The organism is Peribacillus sp. NPDC097198, from assembly GCF_044762055.1.
Classification (GTDB): domain Bacteria; phylum Bacillota; class Bacilli; order Bacillales; family DSM-1321; genus Peribacillus.
Window position 1 is genome coordinate 62,565 of the sequence record NZ_JBIWDO010000001.1, and the last position, 20,675, is coordinate 83,239.

At 42.2% G+C, this 20,675-nt stretch carries 18 protein-coding genes; 5 read left to right on the forward strand and 13 right to left on the reverse strand.

Annotation, left to right across the window (positions count from 1 at the left end; genetic code table 11):
• Nucleotides 1–193 precede the first annotated feature (193 nt).
• On the forward strand, nt 194–1,561 hold the full coding sequence (locus ACIQXQ_RS00300; protein WP_402871185.1) for an amino acid permease: 1,368 nt from the start codon (nt 194–196) through the stop codon (nt 1,559–1,561).
• Nucleotides 1,562–1,743: 182 nt separating this feature from the next.
• Nucleotides 1,744–2,202: a TspO/MBR family protein gene (locus ACIQXQ_RS00305; RefSeq protein WP_402871182.1), complete on the forward strand. Its 459-nt coding sequence runs from the start codon at nt 1,744–1,746 to the stop codon at nt 2,200–2,202.
• Between the two features lie 131 nt (nt 2,203–2,333).
• Here ACIQXQ_RS00305 and ACIQXQ_RS00310 read toward each other — a convergent pair whose 3' ends face one another.
• From ACIQXQ_RS00310 to ACIQXQ_RS00330, 5 genes are all read right to left on the reverse strand, one after another.
• Nucleotides 2,334–6,131: a bifunctional 2',3'-cyclic-nucleotide 2'-phosphodiesterase/3'-nucleotidase gene (locus ACIQXQ_RS00310; protein WP_402954228.1), complete on the reverse strand. Its 3,798-nt coding sequence runs from the start codon at nt 6,129–6,131 to the stop codon at nt 2,334–2,336.
• 222 nt (nt 6,132–6,353) lie between these two features.
• Nucleotides 6,354–7,898, reverse strand: coding sequence for a BCCT family transporter (locus ACIQXQ_RS00315; RefSeq protein ID WP_402871178.1), 1,545 nt, complete (start codon nt 7,896–7,898; stop codon nt 6,354–6,356).
• Nucleotides 7,899–8,269: 371 nt separating this feature from the next.
• A complete protein-coding gene (locus ACIQXQ_RS00320) occupies nt 8,270–8,728 on the reverse strand; it encodes a DinB family protein (RefSeq protein WP_402955108.1) in 459 nt (152 codons plus the stop codon).
• A gap of 49 nt (nt 8,729–8,777) precedes the next feature.
• The gene (locus ACIQXQ_RS00325) at nt 8,778–9,626 is read right to left on the reverse strand and encodes a GNAT family N-acetyltransferase (RefSeq protein WP_402954231.1); all 849 of its coding nucleotides are present in this window, start codon (nt 9,624–9,626) and stop codon (nt 8,778–8,780) included.
• A 396-nt stretch (nt 9,627–10,022) separates the two neighbouring features.
• Nucleotides 10,023–10,184 (reverse strand): YvrJ family protein, encoded by a 162-nt coding sequence (locus ACIQXQ_RS00330; RefSeq protein ID WP_402871171.1) that lies wholly within the window; start codon nt 10,182–10,184, stop codon nt 10,023–10,025.
• Between the two features lie 157 nt (nt 10,185–10,341).
• Here ACIQXQ_RS00330 and ACIQXQ_RS00335 point away from each other — a divergent pair, with 157 nt between their 5' ends.
• Together ACIQXQ_RS00335 and ACIQXQ_RS00340 are read left to right on the forward strand one after the other, a co-directional pair.
• Complete coding sequence (locus ACIQXQ_RS00335) at nt 10,342–10,962, forward strand: sigma-70 family RNA polymerase sigma factor (protein ID WP_402871169.1); 621 nt, start codon at nt 10,342–10,344, stop codon at nt 10,960–10,962.
• On the forward strand, nt 10,955–11,173 hold the full coding sequence (locus ACIQXQ_RS00340; protein ID WP_402871166.1) for a hypothetical protein: 219 nt from the start codon (nt 10,955–10,957) through the stop codon (nt 11,171–11,173). The genes ACIQXQ_RS00335 and ACIQXQ_RS00340 overlap by 8 nt, the downstream gene beginning before the upstream one ends.
• A 116-nt stretch (nt 11,174–11,289) precedes the next feature.
• Here ACIQXQ_RS00340 and ACIQXQ_RS00345 read toward each other — a convergent pair whose 3' ends face one another.
• The 3 genes from ACIQXQ_RS00345 to ACIQXQ_RS00355 all read right to left on the reverse strand — a co-directional run bounded on the left by ACIQXQ_RS00345 (nt 11,290) and on the right by ACIQXQ_RS00355 (nt 15,366).
• On the reverse strand, nt 11,290–13,662 hold the full coding sequence (locus ACIQXQ_RS00345; protein ID WP_402954236.1) for a penicillin acylase family protein: 2,373 nt from the start codon (nt 13,660–13,662) through the stop codon (nt 11,290–11,292).
• Between the two features lie 202 nt (nt 13,663–13,864).
• Nucleotides 13,865–14,302, reverse strand: coding sequence for a hypothetical protein (locus ACIQXQ_RS00350; protein WP_402871160.1), 438 nt, complete (start codon nt 14,300–14,302; stop codon nt 13,865–13,867).
• Nucleotides 14,303–14,499: 197 nt separating this feature from the next.
• Nucleotides 14,500–15,366, reverse strand: a complete 867-nt coding sequence (locus ACIQXQ_RS00355; RefSeq protein ID WP_402871157.1) for an STAS domain-containing protein — start codon at nt 15,364–15,366, stop codon at nt 14,500–14,502.
• A gap of 167 nt (nt 15,367–15,533) precedes the next feature.
• Here ACIQXQ_RS00355 and ACIQXQ_RS00360 point away from each other — a divergent pair, with 167 nt between their 5' ends.
• Nucleotides 15,534–15,683, forward strand: a complete 150-nt coding sequence (locus ACIQXQ_RS00360) for a hypothetical protein (protein ID WP_402871155.1) — start codon at nt 15,534–15,536, stop codon at nt 15,681–15,683.
• A gap of 43 nt (nt 15,684–15,726) precedes the next feature.
• On the opposite strand, the gene ACIQXQ_RS00365 is transcribed toward ACIQXQ_RS00360, so the two are convergent.
• The 5 genes from ACIQXQ_RS00365 to ACIQXQ_RS00385 all read right to left on the reverse strand — a co-directional run bounded on the left by ACIQXQ_RS00365 (nt 15,727) and on the right by ACIQXQ_RS00385 (nt 20,253).
• Nucleotides 15,727–16,620 (reverse strand): methyl-accepting chemotaxis protein, encoded by an 894-nt coding sequence (locus ACIQXQ_RS00365; protein ID WP_402954240.1) that lies wholly within the window; start codon nt 16,618–16,620, stop codon nt 15,727–15,729.
• 6 nt (nt 16,621–16,626) lie between these two features.
• Complete coding sequence (locus tag ACIQXQ_RS00370) at nt 16,627–16,980, reverse strand: hypothetical protein (protein ID WP_402954243.1); 354 nt, start codon at nt 16,978–16,980, stop codon at nt 16,627–16,629.
• A 185-nt stretch (nt 16,981–17,165) separates the two neighbouring features.
• Complete coding sequence (locus ACIQXQ_RS00375; protein WP_402871149.1) at nt 17,166–17,495, reverse strand: hypothetical protein; 330 nt, start codon at nt 17,493–17,495, stop codon at nt 17,166–17,168.
• Nucleotides 17,496–17,605: 110 nt separating this feature from the next.
• On the reverse strand, nt 17,606–18,790 hold the full coding sequence (locus ACIQXQ_RS00380) for an MFS transporter (RefSeq protein ID WP_402954246.1): 1,185 nt from the start codon (nt 18,788–18,790) through the stop codon (nt 17,606–17,608).
• Between the two features lie 143 nt (nt 18,791–18,933).
• Nucleotides 18,934–20,253 carry an APC family permease gene (locus ACIQXQ_RS00385; RefSeq protein WP_402871145.1) on the reverse strand — a complete coding sequence of 440 codons (1,320 nt, stop codon included), beginning with the start codon at nt 20,251–20,253 and terminating at the stop codon, nt 18,934–18,936.
• Nucleotides 20,254–20,675 lie beyond the last annotated feature (422 nt).

Sequence of the window (20,675 nt, forward strand, 5' to 3'; positions counted from 1 at the left end):
TATATTCTCTTAAAAATTCCCTTATTTGGTAAGCGTTTTCATTTTTTTCTTTACAAATAAACTATTAGTATATATTATTTAATTGTAATATTTTGAGAAAAGACAATACATATTATGCTCCTCAACTCTACTAGTGATAAAATAGTAGAATGCGTTAAAAACCCATATTCCTACACAAGAAAAGAGGAAAATTATGCAAAACTCCAAAGATTCTCAATTACATAGAGGATTGGAAGAAAGACACATCGCATTAATGTCTCTTGGCGCTGCCATTGGGGTCGGGTTGTTTCTTGGCTCTGCATCAGCCATTAAATTAGCCGGTCCCGCAATTATTTTGGCTTATGCCATTGGCGGCTTTATTATTTATCTCATCATGCGGGCTTTAGGGGAAATGGCCATTAAAAACCCCGTTGCCGGTTCCTTCAGCCGCTATGCAAGCGATTTTATCGGTCCTCTCGCCGGATACATTACAGGCTGGAATTACTGGTTCCTTTGGATTGCAACGTGCATGGCCGAAATTACGGCTGTCGGCATTTACATGCAGTTCTGGTATCCAGACACTGCACAATGGGCTTGGGCATTAGGCGCACTTGTGATTATGACAACCGTTAATTTCCTTGCCGTTAAAGCTTATGGTGAATTAGAGTTTTGGTTTGCCCTAATTAAAATTGTCACGATTATCTTAATGATCGTTTTAGGATTTGGCATGATTTTCTTTGGTATCGGTAACGCTGGGGATGCAGTCGGATTCAGTAATCTATTCTCACATGGAGGCTTCTTCCCTAATGGTATCTCGGGCGTTGTTCTTTCATTCCAAATGGTGATGTTCGCCTATTTAGGCATCGAGATGCTTGGAGTGACGGCTGGGGAAGTAAAGAACCCTGAGAAATCACTTAAACGGGCAATCAATACCGTGTTTTATCGAATTTTACTGTTTTATGTTTTGGCTCTTACTGTCATTCTTTCAATTACTCCATGGGATCAAATGACAGGGGAAAACAGCCCATTCGTTATGATGTTCGATAGAATCGGCATCCCAGGGGCGGCAGGGATCATCCAGTTCGTCGTACTGACAGCAGCTCTCTCTTCTTGCAATAGCGGAATCTTCAGTACGGGTCGAATGCTGTTTAACCTGGCACAGCAAGGCGAATCACCAAAAAGTTTCGGTCGTGTCACAAAGAATGGCGTGCCTGGCACAGCCATTATCGTATCGGCCGTCGTTCTCCTTTTTGGCGTCTACCTGAATTATATGAAAGCTGACAAAGTATTTACTTATGTGACTAGTGTGGCGACATTTGGAGCACTATGGACATGGGGCACCATCCTTATCACACACATCAGTTCCCGAAAGAAAATGAGTGGACAGGAAAAACAAAACTTAACATTCAAAATGCCGTTTTTCCCGCTCACTTCTTATTTCGCCCTTGCCTTTCTAGTATTTGTCATGGTCGTTCTCGGCTTTTCTCCTGATACGAGAATCGCTTTGATCGTTGGTCCGATCTGGATTATCCTGCTTGTCGTGTTGTACTACATAACAGGATTGCATAAGCGAAAAAAATAAATAGCGAAGAAAGGGTGCCCATTGAACACGGGCACCCTTTCTTTAGCTATTTTCCCTTCTTTTTCCCTACGATAAAAATGGAATAAAGTTACACTTAATAACCCATTAAAATGTTTTATTTAGACAATTAGAGGTAATGGTATAACAACGACCAAATATGTAGAAAGATGGTGGATGGCATTATGAATTATCGAAAATTAGCAAAAAGCGTGTTGATTCCTGTTGTCGGAGGGTCCATTGTCGGGGCAATTGCCACAAGAAACTCCAAAGAGATTTACAATGACCTCAAGAAACCTTCATTCGCTCCCCCTTCATGGGTTTTCCCCGTCGCTTGGACAGGCCTATATACCGTCATGGGAATCGCAAAATATCGTGTATCCGTGAAGGAAAAAAACACAAAATCACCGGAACTCCTCTATGATACCCAGCTCGGACTGAACTTTTTATGGTCTTTCCTCTTCTTCAAATGGGGCTTGCGTGGAACGGCTTTCATCGAAATGGCCGCCCTATTGACCTTGATTACTTTGACAGCCTTCGAGTTTTACAGCATCGACCGTACGGCTGGCCTCGCCATGGTTCCTTATATCGGCTGGGTGACTTTCGCTTTGGGCCTTAACTACTCTATGTTCAGAAACAACTGATGAAGAAAAAAGAGCATTCCATGTTTCGGAATGCTCGCTTTTTTTGAATTGGACCGATAAAACATCCAGTTTGACCGATATATCTGCCAAATGGACTGATATCCTTCCTGAATGGACCGATAAAACTCATTTTAGTTATTGATGTTCGTGATTCTACCTTCCGTAACCGCCGTGATTTTTCCACCTTTAAAAGTGTTTTTCACATATTCAACGAAAGCCTCTAAATCGGCATGGCCGAATACGCGCTCTTTATCTTTTAACACGGTATAGTTATCGCCGCCGCTTGCCATGAAGTCATTGACAGTCACGGTGTACGTTTTTGACTCGTCGATTGGGGTGCCATCCGCTTTCTTCATTTCCGTGACGCGCTCTGCCACTGGCTTACTGAAATCAGCGGTATAGCTCAATCCGGAGATTTGCAAAGTTTTCGGATTGCCTTCAACGACCCACTGCTGTTGCAGCAATGTTTTCACTTCCGCACCTGTTAATTCAAGTTTGACCAGTACGTTTCCGAATGGCTGGATTTTTGCCAAATCGGCATATGTTACTTCACCTTGTGGAATATCGGCACGAATTCCACCTGGATTCATGAAAGCGAAATCAGATTGTAGATCGGCTTTCATTGAATCCGCGATTAAATTTCCAAGACCCGTTTCCTGGGTATAGGCGTTCGCTCTTAAAATCTTTTCATCCGTCGTTCCTAGTGGCGCTTTCAGTTCTGGGAACTGATCCAAATATGAGTTTATGAACTTCGTCGTTTCAGCATCTGGTGTGATTCCGTCTTGTGTGACTGTCACGATTTCAGCTGATTTTTTGACAATGTCCTTTGTTTTCGGATCAATTTCCAAGTCAATGTCTTCAAAAGCCGTTCCGTAAGAATACGCTTGAACGATTAACTTTCCATCGACCGTACTATTATTCTTGGCATGATTGTCTCCAGCTAAAATGACATCGACTTCATCATCGATATCTTTTGCCAGTTCCGCCACTTCCCCTGTAATGACCCCATCTTTCTCAGTACCTGGATCATGCGAGACAACGACAATCGATTTGACGCCTTTTTCCTTTAACTCATCGACCGCTTTATTGACGGCTGGGGCCTGCTCAATGAATTCTACATTCTTGATACCGGCAGGGCTTACCTTTTGAGGTGTCGTATTCGTGACGACACCAATAAATCCGATTTCCACACCGCCGACCTCTTTAATGACATAAGGATCTAATATTGGTTTTTTTGTGTCTTTATACACGACATTTGCCACCACATACGGGAAGTTCAACTTATCGAAGACAACATCCGAAGTGGGTGACTTTCCGCCATTAATTTGGGCCATCAGCGTTTCGATTCCTTTATCGAACTCATGGTTTCCGACCGTTCCTACATCAAACCCCATATTATTCAGAAACTGAAGAGTTGGTTTGTCCTGTAATAGAGAGGAAACAGGAGCGCTCGCACCAACGGCATCCCCAGCTGAGATTAACAGGGTATTTTCCGGATTCTCCGCCTCACGCTTTTTTAAGTGGGCCGCTAAGTAATCGGCACGTCCTTGTTTGACTCCGCCAAACTCAGAGGTAGTATCCATTTGACCGTGAAAATCATTGATGCCCAACAATTGTACTTGAATGTTGTTATTGGCTAGATTGAATTTGTAGATACCAAATCCTTTATCATCCGTTTTGCCTGTATATGAAATAGCACTTTCTTCATTTAAATATTCTGCACCTTTTGGCGATGAAGTGAATGTAACATTCACCTTGTCGGAAATCGGGGCAATCGACCAGTTATTGTCTGCGGTCGGATTGATTTCCTTCTCTTGTGTAATGTAATCCATCAAGATCTGACGGTTTTCATCAGCGGAGTCGACAATGTATTCACTGCCTTTGACGCCTGGGAAATTCCCTCCGCCCGAAGCACGGTAATTATTCGTTATGACGATGAATTCTTGATTTGGATCAACGGCTTTGCCCTCGTATTTCAAGTTGGTGATCCTGCTTGAGTCTGAAAGCTTTTCGCCTTTTTCATCATAACGGGGAGCTTTCGTGACATCGACTTGATACGTCACGCCATCAATCACGTCAAAGTTATAGACTGCAAACTTTTCATTCAATAATTTCTGTTCCTCTGTTTTCGCAGGATCGATTGTATTGAATTTCCCTGCGGACATTTCAAGCCATTCTTTGACCACGGACCCTTTGATTTTGATGGCTTTTAATGTATTATCGTACAAATATAGGTCGCCAGCGCTGCGGATTGTCAAATCACCCGTTTTTATATCGGTGTATTCCTCGACTCCATTGCGGCCAGCCTTGAATGGTGCCCCTACAGAAAGGATTGGTAAGTCCTTATATTCAGGACGATTGTTCTTAAGGTAATTTTCAACATACCACTTTTGTGCACTTGTTACGACCTGTACAGAAGGATCATCCTGCACAAGGGCAAAATAACTGTGGATTGGTGCTGTTGTTTTACCGATTGGCGTGTTAACATACTTAACCGTTGCCTCGTGGTCTTTTTTGACCGCCTTCACAACAGCCGCATCTTCCGCCGCTTTCTTACCGGTTACTTTGTCATTGATTGCCCGAGTTGAAGAATCTGAGTTGATGACTTTCCATTTTCCCTTGATATTCTGAATATCAAGGTCGATGATGCCAAGATTACTTCCACCATATCCTGCTTGGACGGCTGGTACCCCATTGATCGTTCCCTTTTTATTATCTACGCCCGCAAGGACTTTGCCTTGACTGTCTTTGAACAGGTTGTCCAATGATGCCTCATCTTGGGCCGGGAAGACTTTATGAGTATGTGAGAACGTGATGGCATCGATATTGGCCACTTTACTTAATGAATAGATAACATCCTCGGTATTTTTGGCGTCGCCGCTAAAACCGGAATGCGTAAGCGCCACGATGACATCTGCACCCTTTTTCTTCATTTCAGGGACATATTTTTTGGCTGTCGCAATGATTTCCTTTGTTACGACTTTCCCTTCAAGATTTGTTTTATCCCAATCCATGATTTGTGGAGGGGCAAATCCGATATAGCCGATTTTCACGGACTTTTCATTACCATTTATATCTTTCACTTTCTTCGTTACGATCTTATAAGGCGTGTATTTATTTTTATCGTTATTTGGATTTTTGTCTTTGTCTTTTTTATAAACGTTTGCATTTACATAGGGGAATTTCGCATCATTGATGGCTTCATCCAAATAGGATAAGCCATAGTTGAATTCGTGGTTACCGAATGTAGCCACATCATAGTCTAGTAGATTCATCGCTTTATAGACAGGGTGCACTTCTCCCTTTTTAAGCGGGGCTATATTCGCTTTGTATGTACCAAGCGGCGTGCCTTGAATGAGGTCCCCATTATCTACTAAGACACTATTTTTCACTTCTTTTCTTGCCTGTTTGATCAAGGTTGCCGTGCGGGAAAACCCTACTGAATCCGATACGGCATTTTTGTAATAATCATAACTTACTAGATTGGTGTGTATGTCTGTCGTTTCCATGATTCTCAGTTCAAATGGCGCGTCGGAAACCGAAGTGGCCAAGCTTGTTCCGAAATTACTCGTTTTTCCATTATAGTTGGAAACGACGGATACCTTGATCCAATATCCTGACTTGTACGTGTTGAAGTGAGCAGAAAACTTTTGTGCTGTCTTGATGTCCGTCTCTACTGCTGATTGCGAAACGACCTTTGTCCCATTCATTAACTGAAAGACAACGGCTTCTTTCCCCTTATTGCCCTTTTTGGGCGTAACGGTCACAGTGGCTTTTGCCCCATTTGTGTAACTTACCGAAGGAGCGGATATGGCAAACGGTTTCGCTTTTGCCTCTCCTTTAGCGGATGCATCCACCGGAAGGGCAAATGGTGCTGTAATTAAACTTACAGCAAGGATAGGGACTAGCATTTTGGACTTGAACGACATACTTCACAACCTCTCAGATTTTATCAAATTCTAGAATAATATAACATATTCTTATCAGAATTTTTACACATTTTATTATGATCTTACATTTTTTGATAAAATACTTCTTTTGCATCATTTATTTATTGACAACAAGGGAGAATATACCATTTTATTTTTCTTATATATTTGCAAAAAAAGACCGGCTCATTATATGAACCGGCCTACTAATCTATTTGATTATCATGTGCTTTCCTCTTCCCTTAACGGTGTTTTTTTCACTGTTGCAGGTTTAGGCGCCTTTCTAAAGTCCTTACGCAGCGTTTTATAAAAGGCAGCCATGATGAGTATCAGTATGATCGTGAATGGCAAGGCCGAAACGACTGATGCAGACTGTAATCCGGTCAATCCACTCGATAAGAGAAGGACCAAGGCAATTGCCCCCATCAGGACGCCCCAAATCACTCTGACGAGCACTGGAGGGTTCAAGCTACCATTCGTCGACATCGAGCTTAAGATAAAAACGGCTGAATCGACTGATGTCACAAGGAAAGTCAGGATTAAAATCAAGACGAAAACCGTGACGACACCTGTGAAGGGAAGTCCTTTAAGCATGGTAAAAAGGGCACTCGTTATATCATTATTCACAGCTGTTGCAATTTGCGTCCCTTCAAACAAGTCCATATGAAGGGCTGTACCACCAAATATGGCAATCCAGACTAACGCGATGACTGGTGGTGCGACCATCACACCTATGATAAATTCACGGATGGTGCGCCCCCTCGAAACGCGGGCGATGAATGATCCGACGAACGGCGACCAGGCAATCGCCCAAGCCCAGTAGAAGATTGTCCATTGATAGACCCAAGGATTTCCCGTATATGGATTCAACCTTAGACTATACGATACGAAATTAGAGATATAATCACTAATCCCCACAATGAATGTATCCAGGATAAATTGGGTCGGCCCTGTAATGAAGATGAACAGCATGATCACGAATACTGCAAATAAGTTATAGTTACTTAACCATTTCATCCCTTTGTTCAAACCCGTGATGGCAGAGGTTAAAAAAAGGGCTGTCATCGCGATTACGATGATGATCTTGATCCAGTTTGCATCCGGCACATTATAGGCGAATCGCAAACCACCATCTATCTGCATGATGCCTAATCCCAATGAAGTGGCAACACCCATGATCGTTGCGGTGATGGCAAGGATATCAATGATTTTTTTTGTTGGTTTCACATGCCGTCCCTTCCCGATTACAGGAGAAAGCGTGGTTGAAACCAGACCGTTTTCCTTTTTCCGGAACTGAAAATAAGCCATGGCAAGTCCCACGATTGCGAATATGGACCATTGACTGACACCATAATGAAAGAAGGAATACCCCATTGCCAATCGGGCGCTTTCTGTCGTTAATGGTTCGACGTCTTTGTATGGTGGCGTAAAGAAGTGGGTCATCGGTTCTCCTATCCCGTAGAATACTAAAGCAATGCCAAACCCACAGGAGAATAACATGCCAATCCATGTGAACATAGGGAATTCCGGACGTTCATCATCCCCGCCCAAACGAATTTTTCCGTATTTGCTAAAAACGAGATAAATCAGGAAAACGACAAATAAGAAGACAGCGGCCAAAAATAGCCAGCCAAAAGAAGATGTAGTAAATGCTAGAGCGGCATTGGCCCCTTTCGCAAAAGTGTTAGGAACCATCGCTCCTATAATGACAACTAACGATACAATCATAGCAGAAATCCAAAAAACGCTGTTTAATTTTAAACGCATCGATTCTTCCTTTCTAAGGTGCATGGTTTTTTATTGAAATGGGTTATGTTATACAAATGGTCATTCGAGGGGAAAGAATTGAATTAGATAAAAACAAGAAGATAAAAAAGGAGCTTGCCTATTCATGAATAAACGCTAACCTGTGCTGCTTATTTCATTTTCTTTAAATCACGGAATGCTGGAATCCAAAAATCTTCTACGTCCCTTTAACAAAATCAATTCTTTAATATAGCTACCATTTCTAACCGGCTTTTTGAAAACATATCAGTCTAAATTTCTATATACCCCATTTTTCACAGGATAATCATAAAATTTGGCCATACAAAAAAGGAACTGGAAATGTGGGTACATTCACCAGTTCCCCTTTATCCTTATAAATGACGGTCAATCAAACTGGCGGAGACCGGTTGGATGCCCATCTCCCTCGACCAAATCGATAGCTGACCGATATGATGGATTTCGTGGGCAATCAGGTGCCTTAATACCTTGCCCTTTTCATAACTCCCTTCCATCCATGGTGCCTCTATACATTCAAACTCCATGGCAGGTGACCACGTCTCCAAGAACTCTTTCACTTCCGGATGATACCTTGCGGATAAGTCCTGAATCGCTTCAACTGTATGAAAGGAATCCAAATCTATCTCGAGATCCGGCTTTCCCTGCATGGCCCTGATCCAACTATTTTCGACATCGATGACATGGGCGAGCGTCTTCAATATTTGGCCCATCCCCCCGTTTCTCTTCCTTAGTAGTTCATCAGAATGGAGTTCGTGACACCAACGAAACCACTCGCTTCTTACTTGCCAGTTATAGCTAAAAAGTGTAAGCAGACCATCATCTCCTTTACCTAAAAGCTCGAACGCCTCCTATTTAGAGAACTCATAGATGAGCGGATCGAGCCTCCCTGTTCTCTTCCTTATACCGATAATAATCCTGCCGCTGTATCGTCTTGAACCCACATGATTCATAGAGCCTGAGGGCATGGGCGTTCGTCGCTTCCACTTCCAAAAAGATATCATAGCCCAGACCATGCTGTTTTGCCACTATCTTTTTCAACACCTTTTTGCCAATGCCTTTCCCCTGGTATTCCGGAAAAATAGAAAACCCGTAAATCCATGCTTCCCCTTCACTATGATCGACACGGATCTTGCCGACGGTCTTCCCATCTGTCTCGATCATCAAGGTCTTCAATGTATGTTCAAACTGAATGCGCTGATAATATTCCCTCGCTTCCTTCTCCAGAAATTGAAAACACTGAATGTCCAACTGAATCTCCGTTTCTGCATCCATTTCTCGTGAAGGGCGAATGACAATATCTTCATAGTCTGACAGTTCGGTAGGCGTCCATTTCATTTGGTACTCCGAGAAAGAAAATTCACAAGGAAGCCGTTTCAAAAACTCCTTCCCCGATTGTGATGGTCCTGGAGTGTTCAGGATGATCTCTCTGGCCTCCCTTCCCAACGCAGCATCCAATGCTTCATTCACCAGTTTAGTGAAAATCCTCCGCCTCCGGAACTCCGGGTGAACCATGCCACACATCTCCAATTTACTTCCGAAGTCATATAACCCCACAAACCCGACAAGCTGTCCTTTTTCGTAATGAAGAAAATCATTTTGCATGATGCCATTCCGGCTCCGGAGTGTATCCCAATTCAGCTTCAATGTAAAATCTCCTTGTTCACTTTCTTGTTGTAAGCATTCAAGGTCCCTTAGTTGTTTTTTATTCAAAATAGTTCGCCCCCCATCCTTCATTCCATTTTATTCCTATTCGATAAAAAATACAGCATCCTCAAATGGATTGCTGCATTTTTTTTCATATCTTATAAAAATGTTGTTTTTTCAAAAGTATTTTCACTTTACTCTATAAAACTAAAAACGTATGGGAGGGGGATTTCCACTAATTCTAAGGACCGATGCATTATATCAATAAAATGATTCTATTTGAGGATTATTTTTTCCATTTTTTGTGTTATATTCCAAGCTAAGGGAACATAATATCCTATTCGGGCAAAATATGAATAGAAGGAAATAGGCTTCGTCAACTCATGTTCAATCAGATTTTGGATCCGATTGAATATAGGATCCAAAATCCATTTTTCAACCTAGCCCCTCGTTACCCTTATGTCAACTTCTCTTTTTATGGCCAGTTTTCTTTAGGTTTTCTACTTCTACAGTTAGTTCGTTTAGTTTTTTTCCGAAGCGGAAGAGCAAAAACATTGAAACGACGAATGGATAGCCAAAATCGCTAACTAATGATACCCACACAGTAGCATCCTCAATCATCATCCTCTTCACCCCTTTTCTTGTATCTATTAAGTAAAGTGAATAATGTCCGAGCAAAATCAATCTAGCACTATCGGTTTATAGCAAAAAGAACAAATGTTCGTATATAATTGATTTATTCCCCTTGTCCATCACTTTAGAACTTAAGGAGGGATAATAAATGAACAAGTTAACGGCCCATTTCTTTTCTTATTCACTTGATGTGTTACATCAGAGATATGCTTCATTCTTTGATCAACCCATCATCCAGGTTTTTTTACAGAATCCTGAACATTTGAAGATTTTCACGGATACGCTTGAATCCCCTTCTACCAACAACCTTTGTCATCTCAACGAGACATTCCAAATTTTCTATTACAGGGCCAAGGTGTACAAATACTTATGCTCTTTAATTTACTTTTTCTCAGTTGATTATGATAAAAGGGCGCGAAAGCAACGGGAACGCTATCGAATGGATCTCGACATGACCTCGGATAGCGGCGGTATCATCGACCGAATCGGAAATGTAGATGTTCAACTTGAAAAGATGGGGGAAACCGGCGACCTTTCTTCCCACATTAGTGATGAACAACTGGTGAATGCGCTGCAAAAACTAACGCCCAAACAAAATAGGGTACTTACGATGGTCTATTCCTACGGCCTAACCAACAAAGAAATCGCAGCTTATTTCAAAGAATCACCACAGAATATTTCGAGCATTCGCAAACAGGGACTCGAAAAACTGCGAAAACACTATTTGAATGAGATTTATGTTAGGAAGGAGAACAGGTACTGTGGATAACAAACTATCAAAGAAAGAATTGATGGAAATGATTGATTCTTTAGACCCCAAAATAAAAAAGTCCTTAAAGAATACACACCATCAGGACAGAAAAGACCTGGAACAAGAGATAAAGCTCAAAATCATAGAATCCTATGAAAAAATTGCAGCCATCGAAGCTCCCAACTTCGAGGAATTCCTGACAGAATTCTTGAACAAACAGAAACGGTAAGGAGTGCCAAGTTCAGCTCTTGCTGGGCTTGGGGCTCTTTTTTTATGTGGCTTTCCGTCCAAGCCTTTTTCAAGGACAAAAAGGACCTCACTTTTTAGAAAGTGAGGTCCCTTCTCCTATTCAGGCTTCAATGTCAGCGTATCGCCTTTTGGTTTATCTAGCCTGGTTTTGTGATACGTCCCTTCCGCCCAATCTTCGAGCTGGTCATGATACCATTTACTTTTGACATGTCCGGATTGCCCAGGACCGACGAGGTGATAAGCTTGATTCATATCGGAAAGATCCATGACAAACCTCCAGGAGCCGCCATGATTGACGGTACCGTCGTCAAGAAATGCAGCGGCCTGGACAGTGACACTGCTCCCGCCAACGGGAATCCCTCCTTCTCCGTTAAACAAATAGTTCAATGGGGAAACGCTTGAAAGCGGATGATCGAAGCGGACTTGGTGGTACTCTCCCCACTCCCAATCGGTTAGGTCGCCTCCTTGCGTTTTCTCCAATTCTTTCAATGTCTCCTGTAATGACTTCGCCAATACCTGCTCAAGTCCCCCTGCTTCCTCGATCCATGGACCTGGCTTTCCGCTCAGGGCCTCCCGCAGCAATTCATCAATCGCCGATTTCCTTCCATTAAAAAGCTTAAGGGTTTCCTCTGGAATTTCATCCGTCAGCAGGACATCCCCGATTTTTTTCATCCACACATTGAAGATCATCGGTGCAGCGGCATCTGCAGAATCTATCTGATTCCATTTTTGTAGAATTTCTAACGCCTTTTGTTCCTGCTTTCCTGATGGCCCGTTTAAGATCGTTAAAAATTGCGGGACAAATTCTCTCGCCTGCAAATTCACCTGATCCATCTGCAGACTTTGCATATCCCCTGCAGTCAGTTTCTTATTCGCTTCCAAGAACTCCTGAATCCTCATCTGACGATAGGGCTGTGCCCAGTTATTACTGATGTGGTACGGATAATCATCTGAAATGACCTTGTTATTCGCGGTCGAGATGAATCCCTCTTTTGGATTGATCGTTTTTGGAAGTTCATCGAAAGGAATATAGCTTTTCCATTCATATTCATCCGTCCACCCTGGCACCGGCAACATGCTATCCCCTTTTTTACGGATTGGAATCTTCCCGTTCGCCTTATACGCTATCGTCCCATCGTTGGAGGCGAAAACGAAATTCTGTGCAGGCGTTTCGAATTTCAAAAGCGCCTTTTCGAATTCATTCCAATTCTTTGCCTTATTCATATTCAAAACCGCTTCCAGTTCTGCTGACGGATCTAGTGCCGTCCACCTTAATGCCAGGACCGTATCTTTCCCACTTTTACCGGCGAATTCAGAAACGACCGGGCCATGACGTGTAATGGTCACCTGGTAATCAATCGTCTTACCGTCTTTCACCTTGATCGGTTCATCGATTATTTTGGCCTTTTCCCATTTCTCCTTATAAGCAAATTCATTCTCGTTCTTTGGGTTCCTCTTCTCAATATACAGATCCTGAACATCCGGACCCGTATTCGTCACACCCCAGGCAACGTTTTCGTTATGACCCAATATGATGCCAGGAATTCCTGCAAAAATGACCCCACTCACATTGACGGTCGGTGCCTTCAGATGCATTTGGTACCAAACCGAGGGAGTGGCGAGTCCAAGATGGGGATCGTCGGCTAAAAGCGGCTTTCCCGTATCCGTCTTTTCACCGGAGACCACCCAGTTATTACTGCCATTGAATTCATAAGGTATGACGGCACCAGCAAAGCTCTTCTCAATGTCCAGCTCTTCCTTGCCGATGATATAAGGTGCATCCTTTGGATAATCCGGGAATAAGTCATAGGCCTTTTCCTTTGGGAACGTTTGGAGTAAGTACTGTCTGAATGCCTGATCTTCCCAGTTCCCGCCTAGATCAAACGCCATATACTTCCCAATCGTCAATGAATCCACAGGTGTCCAGGGTTTCGGCTCATAGCCAAGCAAAGTGAACTCGACCGGCCATTTTCCATTATCCTTCAATTCGTCGATATAGAGATTCACACCTTCAGCGAATACATCCAATGCTGCTTTCCCCTCACTTGAGTAGCCAGCGTAAGAAGATTCGGCAGCCCGCCTTAACCCAAGCGTTCGAAAGTATTTATCATTTTTCACGGTCTTCTCACCAATCACTTCACTTAATTCCCCGGATGCCTGACGCCTGCTTAGGTCCATCTGAAACAAACGGTCCTGCGCCTGAATATACCCTTGAGCCAAATACAGATCATGTTCATTATCAGCCGTAATATGTGGAACCCCACTCGAATCACGTATCACTGTAACCGGTTTCAAAAGAGCAGGCAATAATAAATCCCCCTTCGTTTCAGGAAGCGACCTTGATAAGAATACATTTGCCGCAATCACGGCTATCACTATAAGCAAGAGCAGTGATACAAAAACCCAAAGGACACGTCTTTTCCATTTTCTTTTTGGTTTTGGCTTTGACTGAGGTAGGACTGCTTCCATTGTTTCATCTCCCTTTTCTAATAACTCTCTCTTTCTACTTTAAAGTATTCGCTTTCATATCCGACTTCCCTACCAATCCTTTAATATTTTTCTACTTATTCTGAAAGGATTGGATATATGCCTCTCCTTTTTCCTATGTACGATTAAGGAAAAATTCCTTTTGAACGCAAATGAAACGCATCGATGAACCGATGCGTTTCATTTAGGCGTTAAGGTTAAGATATTCAATCACCTTCTCCACTTCATCCGTATACAAAAGGGACTTATCAAAATCATGGACGGCTTTCGTCTCCGCTTCGAGGTAGTCATATCGGGAAATTAGATTCAGGTATCTTTTCCACTTATGTTTTTCCTGCAAAAGCCTCTTTTCCCTTTCAATATCTTCCGGAATCACTTCATTAATGATAAAGCAAGGATCCGAAAGAACCGGATGATTGAATCGTTCGTTTAAGGTAATCAATTTTGCTTTATCCCATTCGACCCTGACCAGGTCCGATATGGCTCCTACATTATCGACTGAATCAAGGATACGCTTTGATAGCGCCTCATACTCTTCATATTCGAGGCCGTTATCCGTCATGATCCCCACACTGAACCATTTTACTTGTGGATTGAGCGTGTTTTCTTGTTTGAAAGCCACTATTCATTCATCAACCTTTCGTCTATGTAAGTCATGTTTTCCATATATACGATTGAAGATAGCAGGCACCTGTTTCTTATGCTTTTCTTTTGATTTTATCATGATTCTTCAAAGTAAAGAAATACCGGTCACTTTTGGTCAAAAACATCATCACTCTATATGCTATAAAAAAAGGATCCTCATTCATAAGGATTCCTTCAATTCGAATACTGGATTGTAATTCCCCTCTGTTTAACGATATACTCCATGGCTTGGGCGAATGATAAGAATGATTTAACCTGGTGGGAGAAATCAAGCTTGATAATTTGCCTGACTACGGCCGGTGTAAACCCGACAAACATCGTTTCTGTACCCATCAATGCTAACGCGCCAACCAACTGGTCGAGCAGGGAAAACATGTTATCATCCTGCGTATAAGTGATGCCGGAGAAATCCAAAATCATTACTTCAGCATGGGAATCGTTACACTTTTGCAGGACCGTCGACTGCAAGGACCCCATTCGCCATTCGTCGATACGTCCGATTAACGGTACGAGCAACACATCGCTTAACATGGTTTGGACGATTGGCGTCGCCAACTCCTCCATGACTTCTTGATTTTCTTTTACTTTCTTTAAAGACTCGTTTGCCGATTTGGCAATTTTCTTATAATAGTTCACAAAACTCACACTCATGCAATAGAGGAACTCGTCCAATACGGCATCAATGATTGAACTAGCTTTCAACAAGACTTCGATAGAATAGTGTCGATTGCTGACTTCCTCTTCAATGAAGCTCCAGAAAAGGTTACGCGCCAGCTGAATCTCCCCAATGATTTTATCTAACGAAACGCCCATCTCCACAATTCGATTCCCAACTCTCATCCCGATTTCACTCATGCTTTCCATCGCCTGGGCTTTTCCATGGATCAAGGCATCAGCATGGATTTGAATGATTTGTGCCCGAATCACTTTGCTGGTTTCCAAATCATATGGCGAATCTTCTTCGAAAAGTTCGAGATGCTGGACCAATATATATTTGAATTTTTCGATTTTTTCTCCAATCAATACCAATTCTTCCTCCAAAACGGCAACAGCCTCCATTCAGCTCTTGATTAAATATCAAGCCTTTTTTTAATTTTAGCAAATTTTTATTTAAAAGCGATATAAAAACCTTATATTACCAATAGGATAAAAGAAGTTTCATTTTATTAAAATAAGGGTATTACGATAACTTGGAGGAGGGATTCCTAATGAAAAAAGAACAACAAGACTTTGAAGCAGAAAATATGAGTGACTTAGTTGAACTGATCAATAGTAAAAATAATAGCCGGAGAATCTTAGATGTACTTCGTCGTAATAAAAAAGACAAAAAAGAAAATAGAGATGAAAAAGGCAAATGAAGACCCAGACCAAAAAGGTCTGGGTCTTCATTTCCGATGAGGCTTAAATTTTGAAAGTATGGATGATGCCATCCATTTCTCCGGCTAATTTCCGCAAGTGTTCAGCAAAGGCGCTGATTTCTTCTATTGCGGCGGATTGTTCCCCCGTAGCCGTCAAGACATTTAGTGTCGCCGCCTCTGAACCCGCCGCTGCAGTGGATATCATCTCCATCGACTGTACAGCCATCCTCGTTCCCGCTTCCATTTTTTCAATCGTCTCCCCCACTTGCCCCACTTGATCAGAAAGATCGTTTATGGAGTGGTGAATTTCTATAAATGTATCTCCAGCTCCGGTCATCACGTTGATTCCTTCGCTTACCTCGCGATTGACAGACCCCATTTGCTCGGCCACCTGCTTTGTTTCTTTTTGGATATGGTTGATGATTTCACTGATTTGCTGAGTTGCATGGCTTGATTGCTCTGCAAGGTTCCTCACTTCATTGGCCACCACGGCAAACCCTTTTCCTTGATCACCAGCCCGTGCCGCCTCTATGGAAGCATTCAAGGCCAATAGATTCGTCTGAGCAGCTATCCCTGTAATCACTTCAACTATTTTCCCTATCTCGACGGAACGTTCCCCCAATCCATTGACGACCCTTGCCAATTCATTCACATTCGAATAAATGGACTCCATTTGTTGGCCCGCCTGTTCGATTGAGTTTTTTCCCGCATTCGCTTTCTCCAAGGACTTATGGATGGAGCCAGATACCTTCTCCGCCCCGATTGTTACCCTTGAAAGGCTGGATGACATCTGATAAATCACCTCAGTAGTCTCGTTCACTCCCTTTGCCTGGTTTCTGGCTCCTTGTGCGACATCTTCTATCGAGCAGGAGATTTCTTCCGTCGCGCTGCTTGTCTGATGCGCTCCTTCCGCCAATTCATTGGAATAGGCGTTCATATTCTTCTATGCATCCTGAACCTTTTTCAATACGTCGCTCCAAGATTCCACAGTGTGATTGATATGAAGTGCAATCGTTTTCAAAAAACCTAACTGATCTTCACTTATCCTTTGTTTAAGGTCACCGTCCGCAATTTTCTCTAGATAACGATTAATCAATCCAATCGGACGAATGAACCTTCGATGGTTGATCACGGAGGAAATAATTCCGACAACCACACCGCAAATTGTAATGAAGACCAGATTCCATAGCATGGGCATTCCCGAAATACCATTTGCGAGACAAACGAACAGCCCAATCATGAAGGTACCTGGTACCACAACCAAGCTCGTCCGAATGATATATTGAATTAGTCTCATTAGTATCCACTCCTATGATTTTAAATTTTTTAAAATGTTCACAGAATTATCATACTATTTTCCTATTATAATTTCCACATTTATCCTTAAATAGTACTTATCTATCACAAATAAAAAAAGCCGATTTTGTTTAGCAAGGACAAAATCAGCTTTCTATTCTACTATTCACTTATTTAAGAACGGCGCTATCTTTTCCTTTGGATAGTCTTGACTTCATCACCGTCCGAAGAGATATAGACCGTTTCATCTACTTTATAGGATAAATACCGGTCACAATCTATTTCCAATATCTTTCCGTTATCGAATTTCATTGCGCAATTCGAACCCTCTTCTGTTTTGCTCACGTTAATGACTTCATTCGTCTTAAAGCCAATCGCCTTGCCATCGGAAAAATGAGGGTAGTACTTCTCGACGATCACCACTTTGTCCAACCGGCCTGGACCTGTTAAATATACAACCAATAGTATGATTAAAACGGCTATTAAACCACCTAGGATTACTGTTTTTCGTTTCACTCTATCTATTACCCCTTCTTTTTATCAATCTATTACTTACTATCCTTTTTCAATAGATTATATTCAGAAACCTAGTAAATATGATAGAAAAGAGACTTTGTTTTCCTCTTTTATTTTACCTTTTTCACCATCCATATACAAATGGCCGCCAAAATGATCAAGATGGATACAACGGAAATGACTCCTCCCCAGCCGAACCGGATTAAGAATATACCGCCCGTGGCCCCCACTATACTGGATCCTCCATAATAGAAGAAAAGGTACAGAGCCGAGGCTTGGGCCTTCTCGTTTTTATCCGCCAACCTTCCGACCCAGCCACTCGCAATCGAATGGGCCCCAAAAAAACCAAAGGTGAAAAGAGCCAATCCCATTATTTTCATCGATAGAGGAACTGCCAAGGTCAGGAGGGCCCCTGCTAGCATGATCAGAATCCCGGTTAGTAACACGCGCCCCCGGCTATAGCGGTCAGCGAGCTTCCCCATCCAAGTCGAGCTGAAGGTCCCGACGAGATAGATAAGGAAAATGAAACCGATCAGTGTTTGTGATAATTGATAAGGCGGTTCCATCAAGGGAATTCCCACGAAGTTATAAACGGTGACAAAGGAACCCATTAATAAGAAAGCCATGCCAAATAGCCATAATAATTGTGGATTCTTCATGTTATGTCGTAAGGATTCTATCATTCTCTTCACAGACATGTTCGTGTGCGTGACATGCTGAGAGGAAGGCAGCATCCACCAAAAGAACAAGCTGATAAGTAAGCTTAAAACGCCAAGACTTCCAATCGCTACATTCCATGAGTAGTGATCCGTCAACACCCCGACAATCAATCTCCCTGCCAGCCCTCCAATTGACGACCCACTAACGTAGATGCCCATCACATACCCCAGGCTTTTCGGATGGAATTCTTCATTGATATAAGCCATGGCGATTGCCGGGAACCCTGCAAGGACTGCCCCTTGAACCGCCCGGATGGCAATCAACAGGTAGATGTCATCCTGGACAAAACTGACACTGATCGACAGCAAAGCAGACATGGTCAGGGCTACACCCATTATCTTCTTTCGATCAATGCTTTCCGAAAAAAAAGAAACCAGCAATAGGCATATGGAGAGCGTCCCGGTTGCAAAAGACAACGTAAGACTTGCCATTGGTGGAGAAACCCCAAACTGCTTCGCAAAAACCGGTATGACCGGTTGCGTACTATATAGATCTGCAAATGTTACAAAGCTTCCAAGAAATAAAGCCAAAATCGTTTTCCGAAATGATTTACCCGCAGGTTCAATATAATTCAATTCTGCTCAGACCTTTCAATTCCTTATTTCTTATGTTAATACGTCTGGACTCAATTGTCTATTTTACGAATAAGGAGCAGGCCCATTGGATTGCCAGGCATAAAGAAGTCCCTTCACAGATACCGTGAAGGGATGGAAAATCGTTAATGAACTTGTCTATCCTTCCGCTCACTCTTGACCATCAGCCAATATACAGGTAAGCCGATTATCAAAATAATTATGGAGTAGAGGGCATCCATCGGTGTATCGATTAATGTGCTAAGCACTATGTATACCGCACCGATAATTGCCAGGATAGGGATGAACGGATAAAGCGGCACTTTATACGTTTTTGCATCCGGATCTTTTTTACGTAGAATGAAGACTGCAAAGAAGGCTAGCCCATAAAAAGAAAAGACAGAGAATATCGCCATATTCGATAGCTTATCCGGATCTGTCACAATCATCATGATGATCGCAATGACCACTTGTAGAATTGTGGCATTGACAGGTGTCCTGAATCTAGGTGATATCTTTCTTATCTGTTTATGACCAGGAACCATCTTATCCTCAGCCATCGCAAGTGTAATCCTTGGGAAGGTTAGAAGCTTGCCGTTCAGGCAACCGAAGATTGAAATCAAGATTCCGATTGCAATTAATTTTCCGCCTAGCTCACCAAAAAGAACGGTGGCTGCAACATTAGCGGAATTCGTTCCATTCGCAATGATTCCATCAGGACCCAGAACGTGTAGCATGGCCAGGTTTACAGCTAAATAGGCAACCATGACCACGACTATCCCCGTGATGATGGCCCGAGGTAATGTCTTCTGTGGATTCTTCATCTCACCAGCCATAAAGCCGACATTGATCCAGCCATCATACGCCCAAAGTGTTGCAAGAATGGCCCCTGCCATACTCACCTTCACCGTCGTTTCAACATCCATGTTGAAAACGGGCATCTCACCTTGAGCCATACCGAACACAGCTATGAAGACGATTGGAATCAATTTGGCAACCGTTGAAACGGTTTGAATCAACCCGCCATATTTCGTCCCCAACAAGTTCATGGCCGTCAAAAAGACAATCGTGATTATTCCAATACCCATTGTATAATCCATGGATATATTAAATAAACCGGCCACCAACGCTCCAAAGTATAAACAAAGTGCGCCCATTACTGCAGGTCCATAAACTAGCGTTTGAACCCAACCGCAAAGAAAGCCCCACAACTTTCCATACACTTCTTCTAAATACGCATATAAACCGCCCGTTTTAGGAATTCGTGTACTCACTTCGGCGATTGTCAATCCACTTGCCAGCGTAATCAAGCCACCAATCAGCCAAGCCAATAAGGACATCGTTGAATTACCACTTAACTCAAGTACCACTCCCGGCTTCATGAAAATACCAGAGCCTATGACTGTACCCACTACTATAGATGTTCCAACCCAAAAGCCAATCGTTTTTTTCAATTGATCATTCACATAATGTCCTCCTTCCGTGTACACACCTTCTATTTTCTCAGAAAAATTATACCACGAAAAATATACAAGAATAGTTTATCGAATAATCTAAATAATCAATCTGATGTTACGAGCCTTGTTATCTCTATATTGTATCCGTTTTCATAATTATTTTAACTTTTCTTCATTTTCACTAAATTACGAATTATTTTTTTTATAAATTCAAGTTTTCATACTTTAAAATGACTTAAGACGAATGATTTAGTTAATTATACATATAATATTTCGTATAATTCCATTCTATCTTCAGTTATTTCATTTATGGTTTCGATATCGATGGAATGATGCATACAAGGTCCTCAGATTCATATCTTTATCCTTATATAGAGATTTAATCCAATATGAATATAACATTAACATTCTTTTGTGCTCGCTAAGCCACG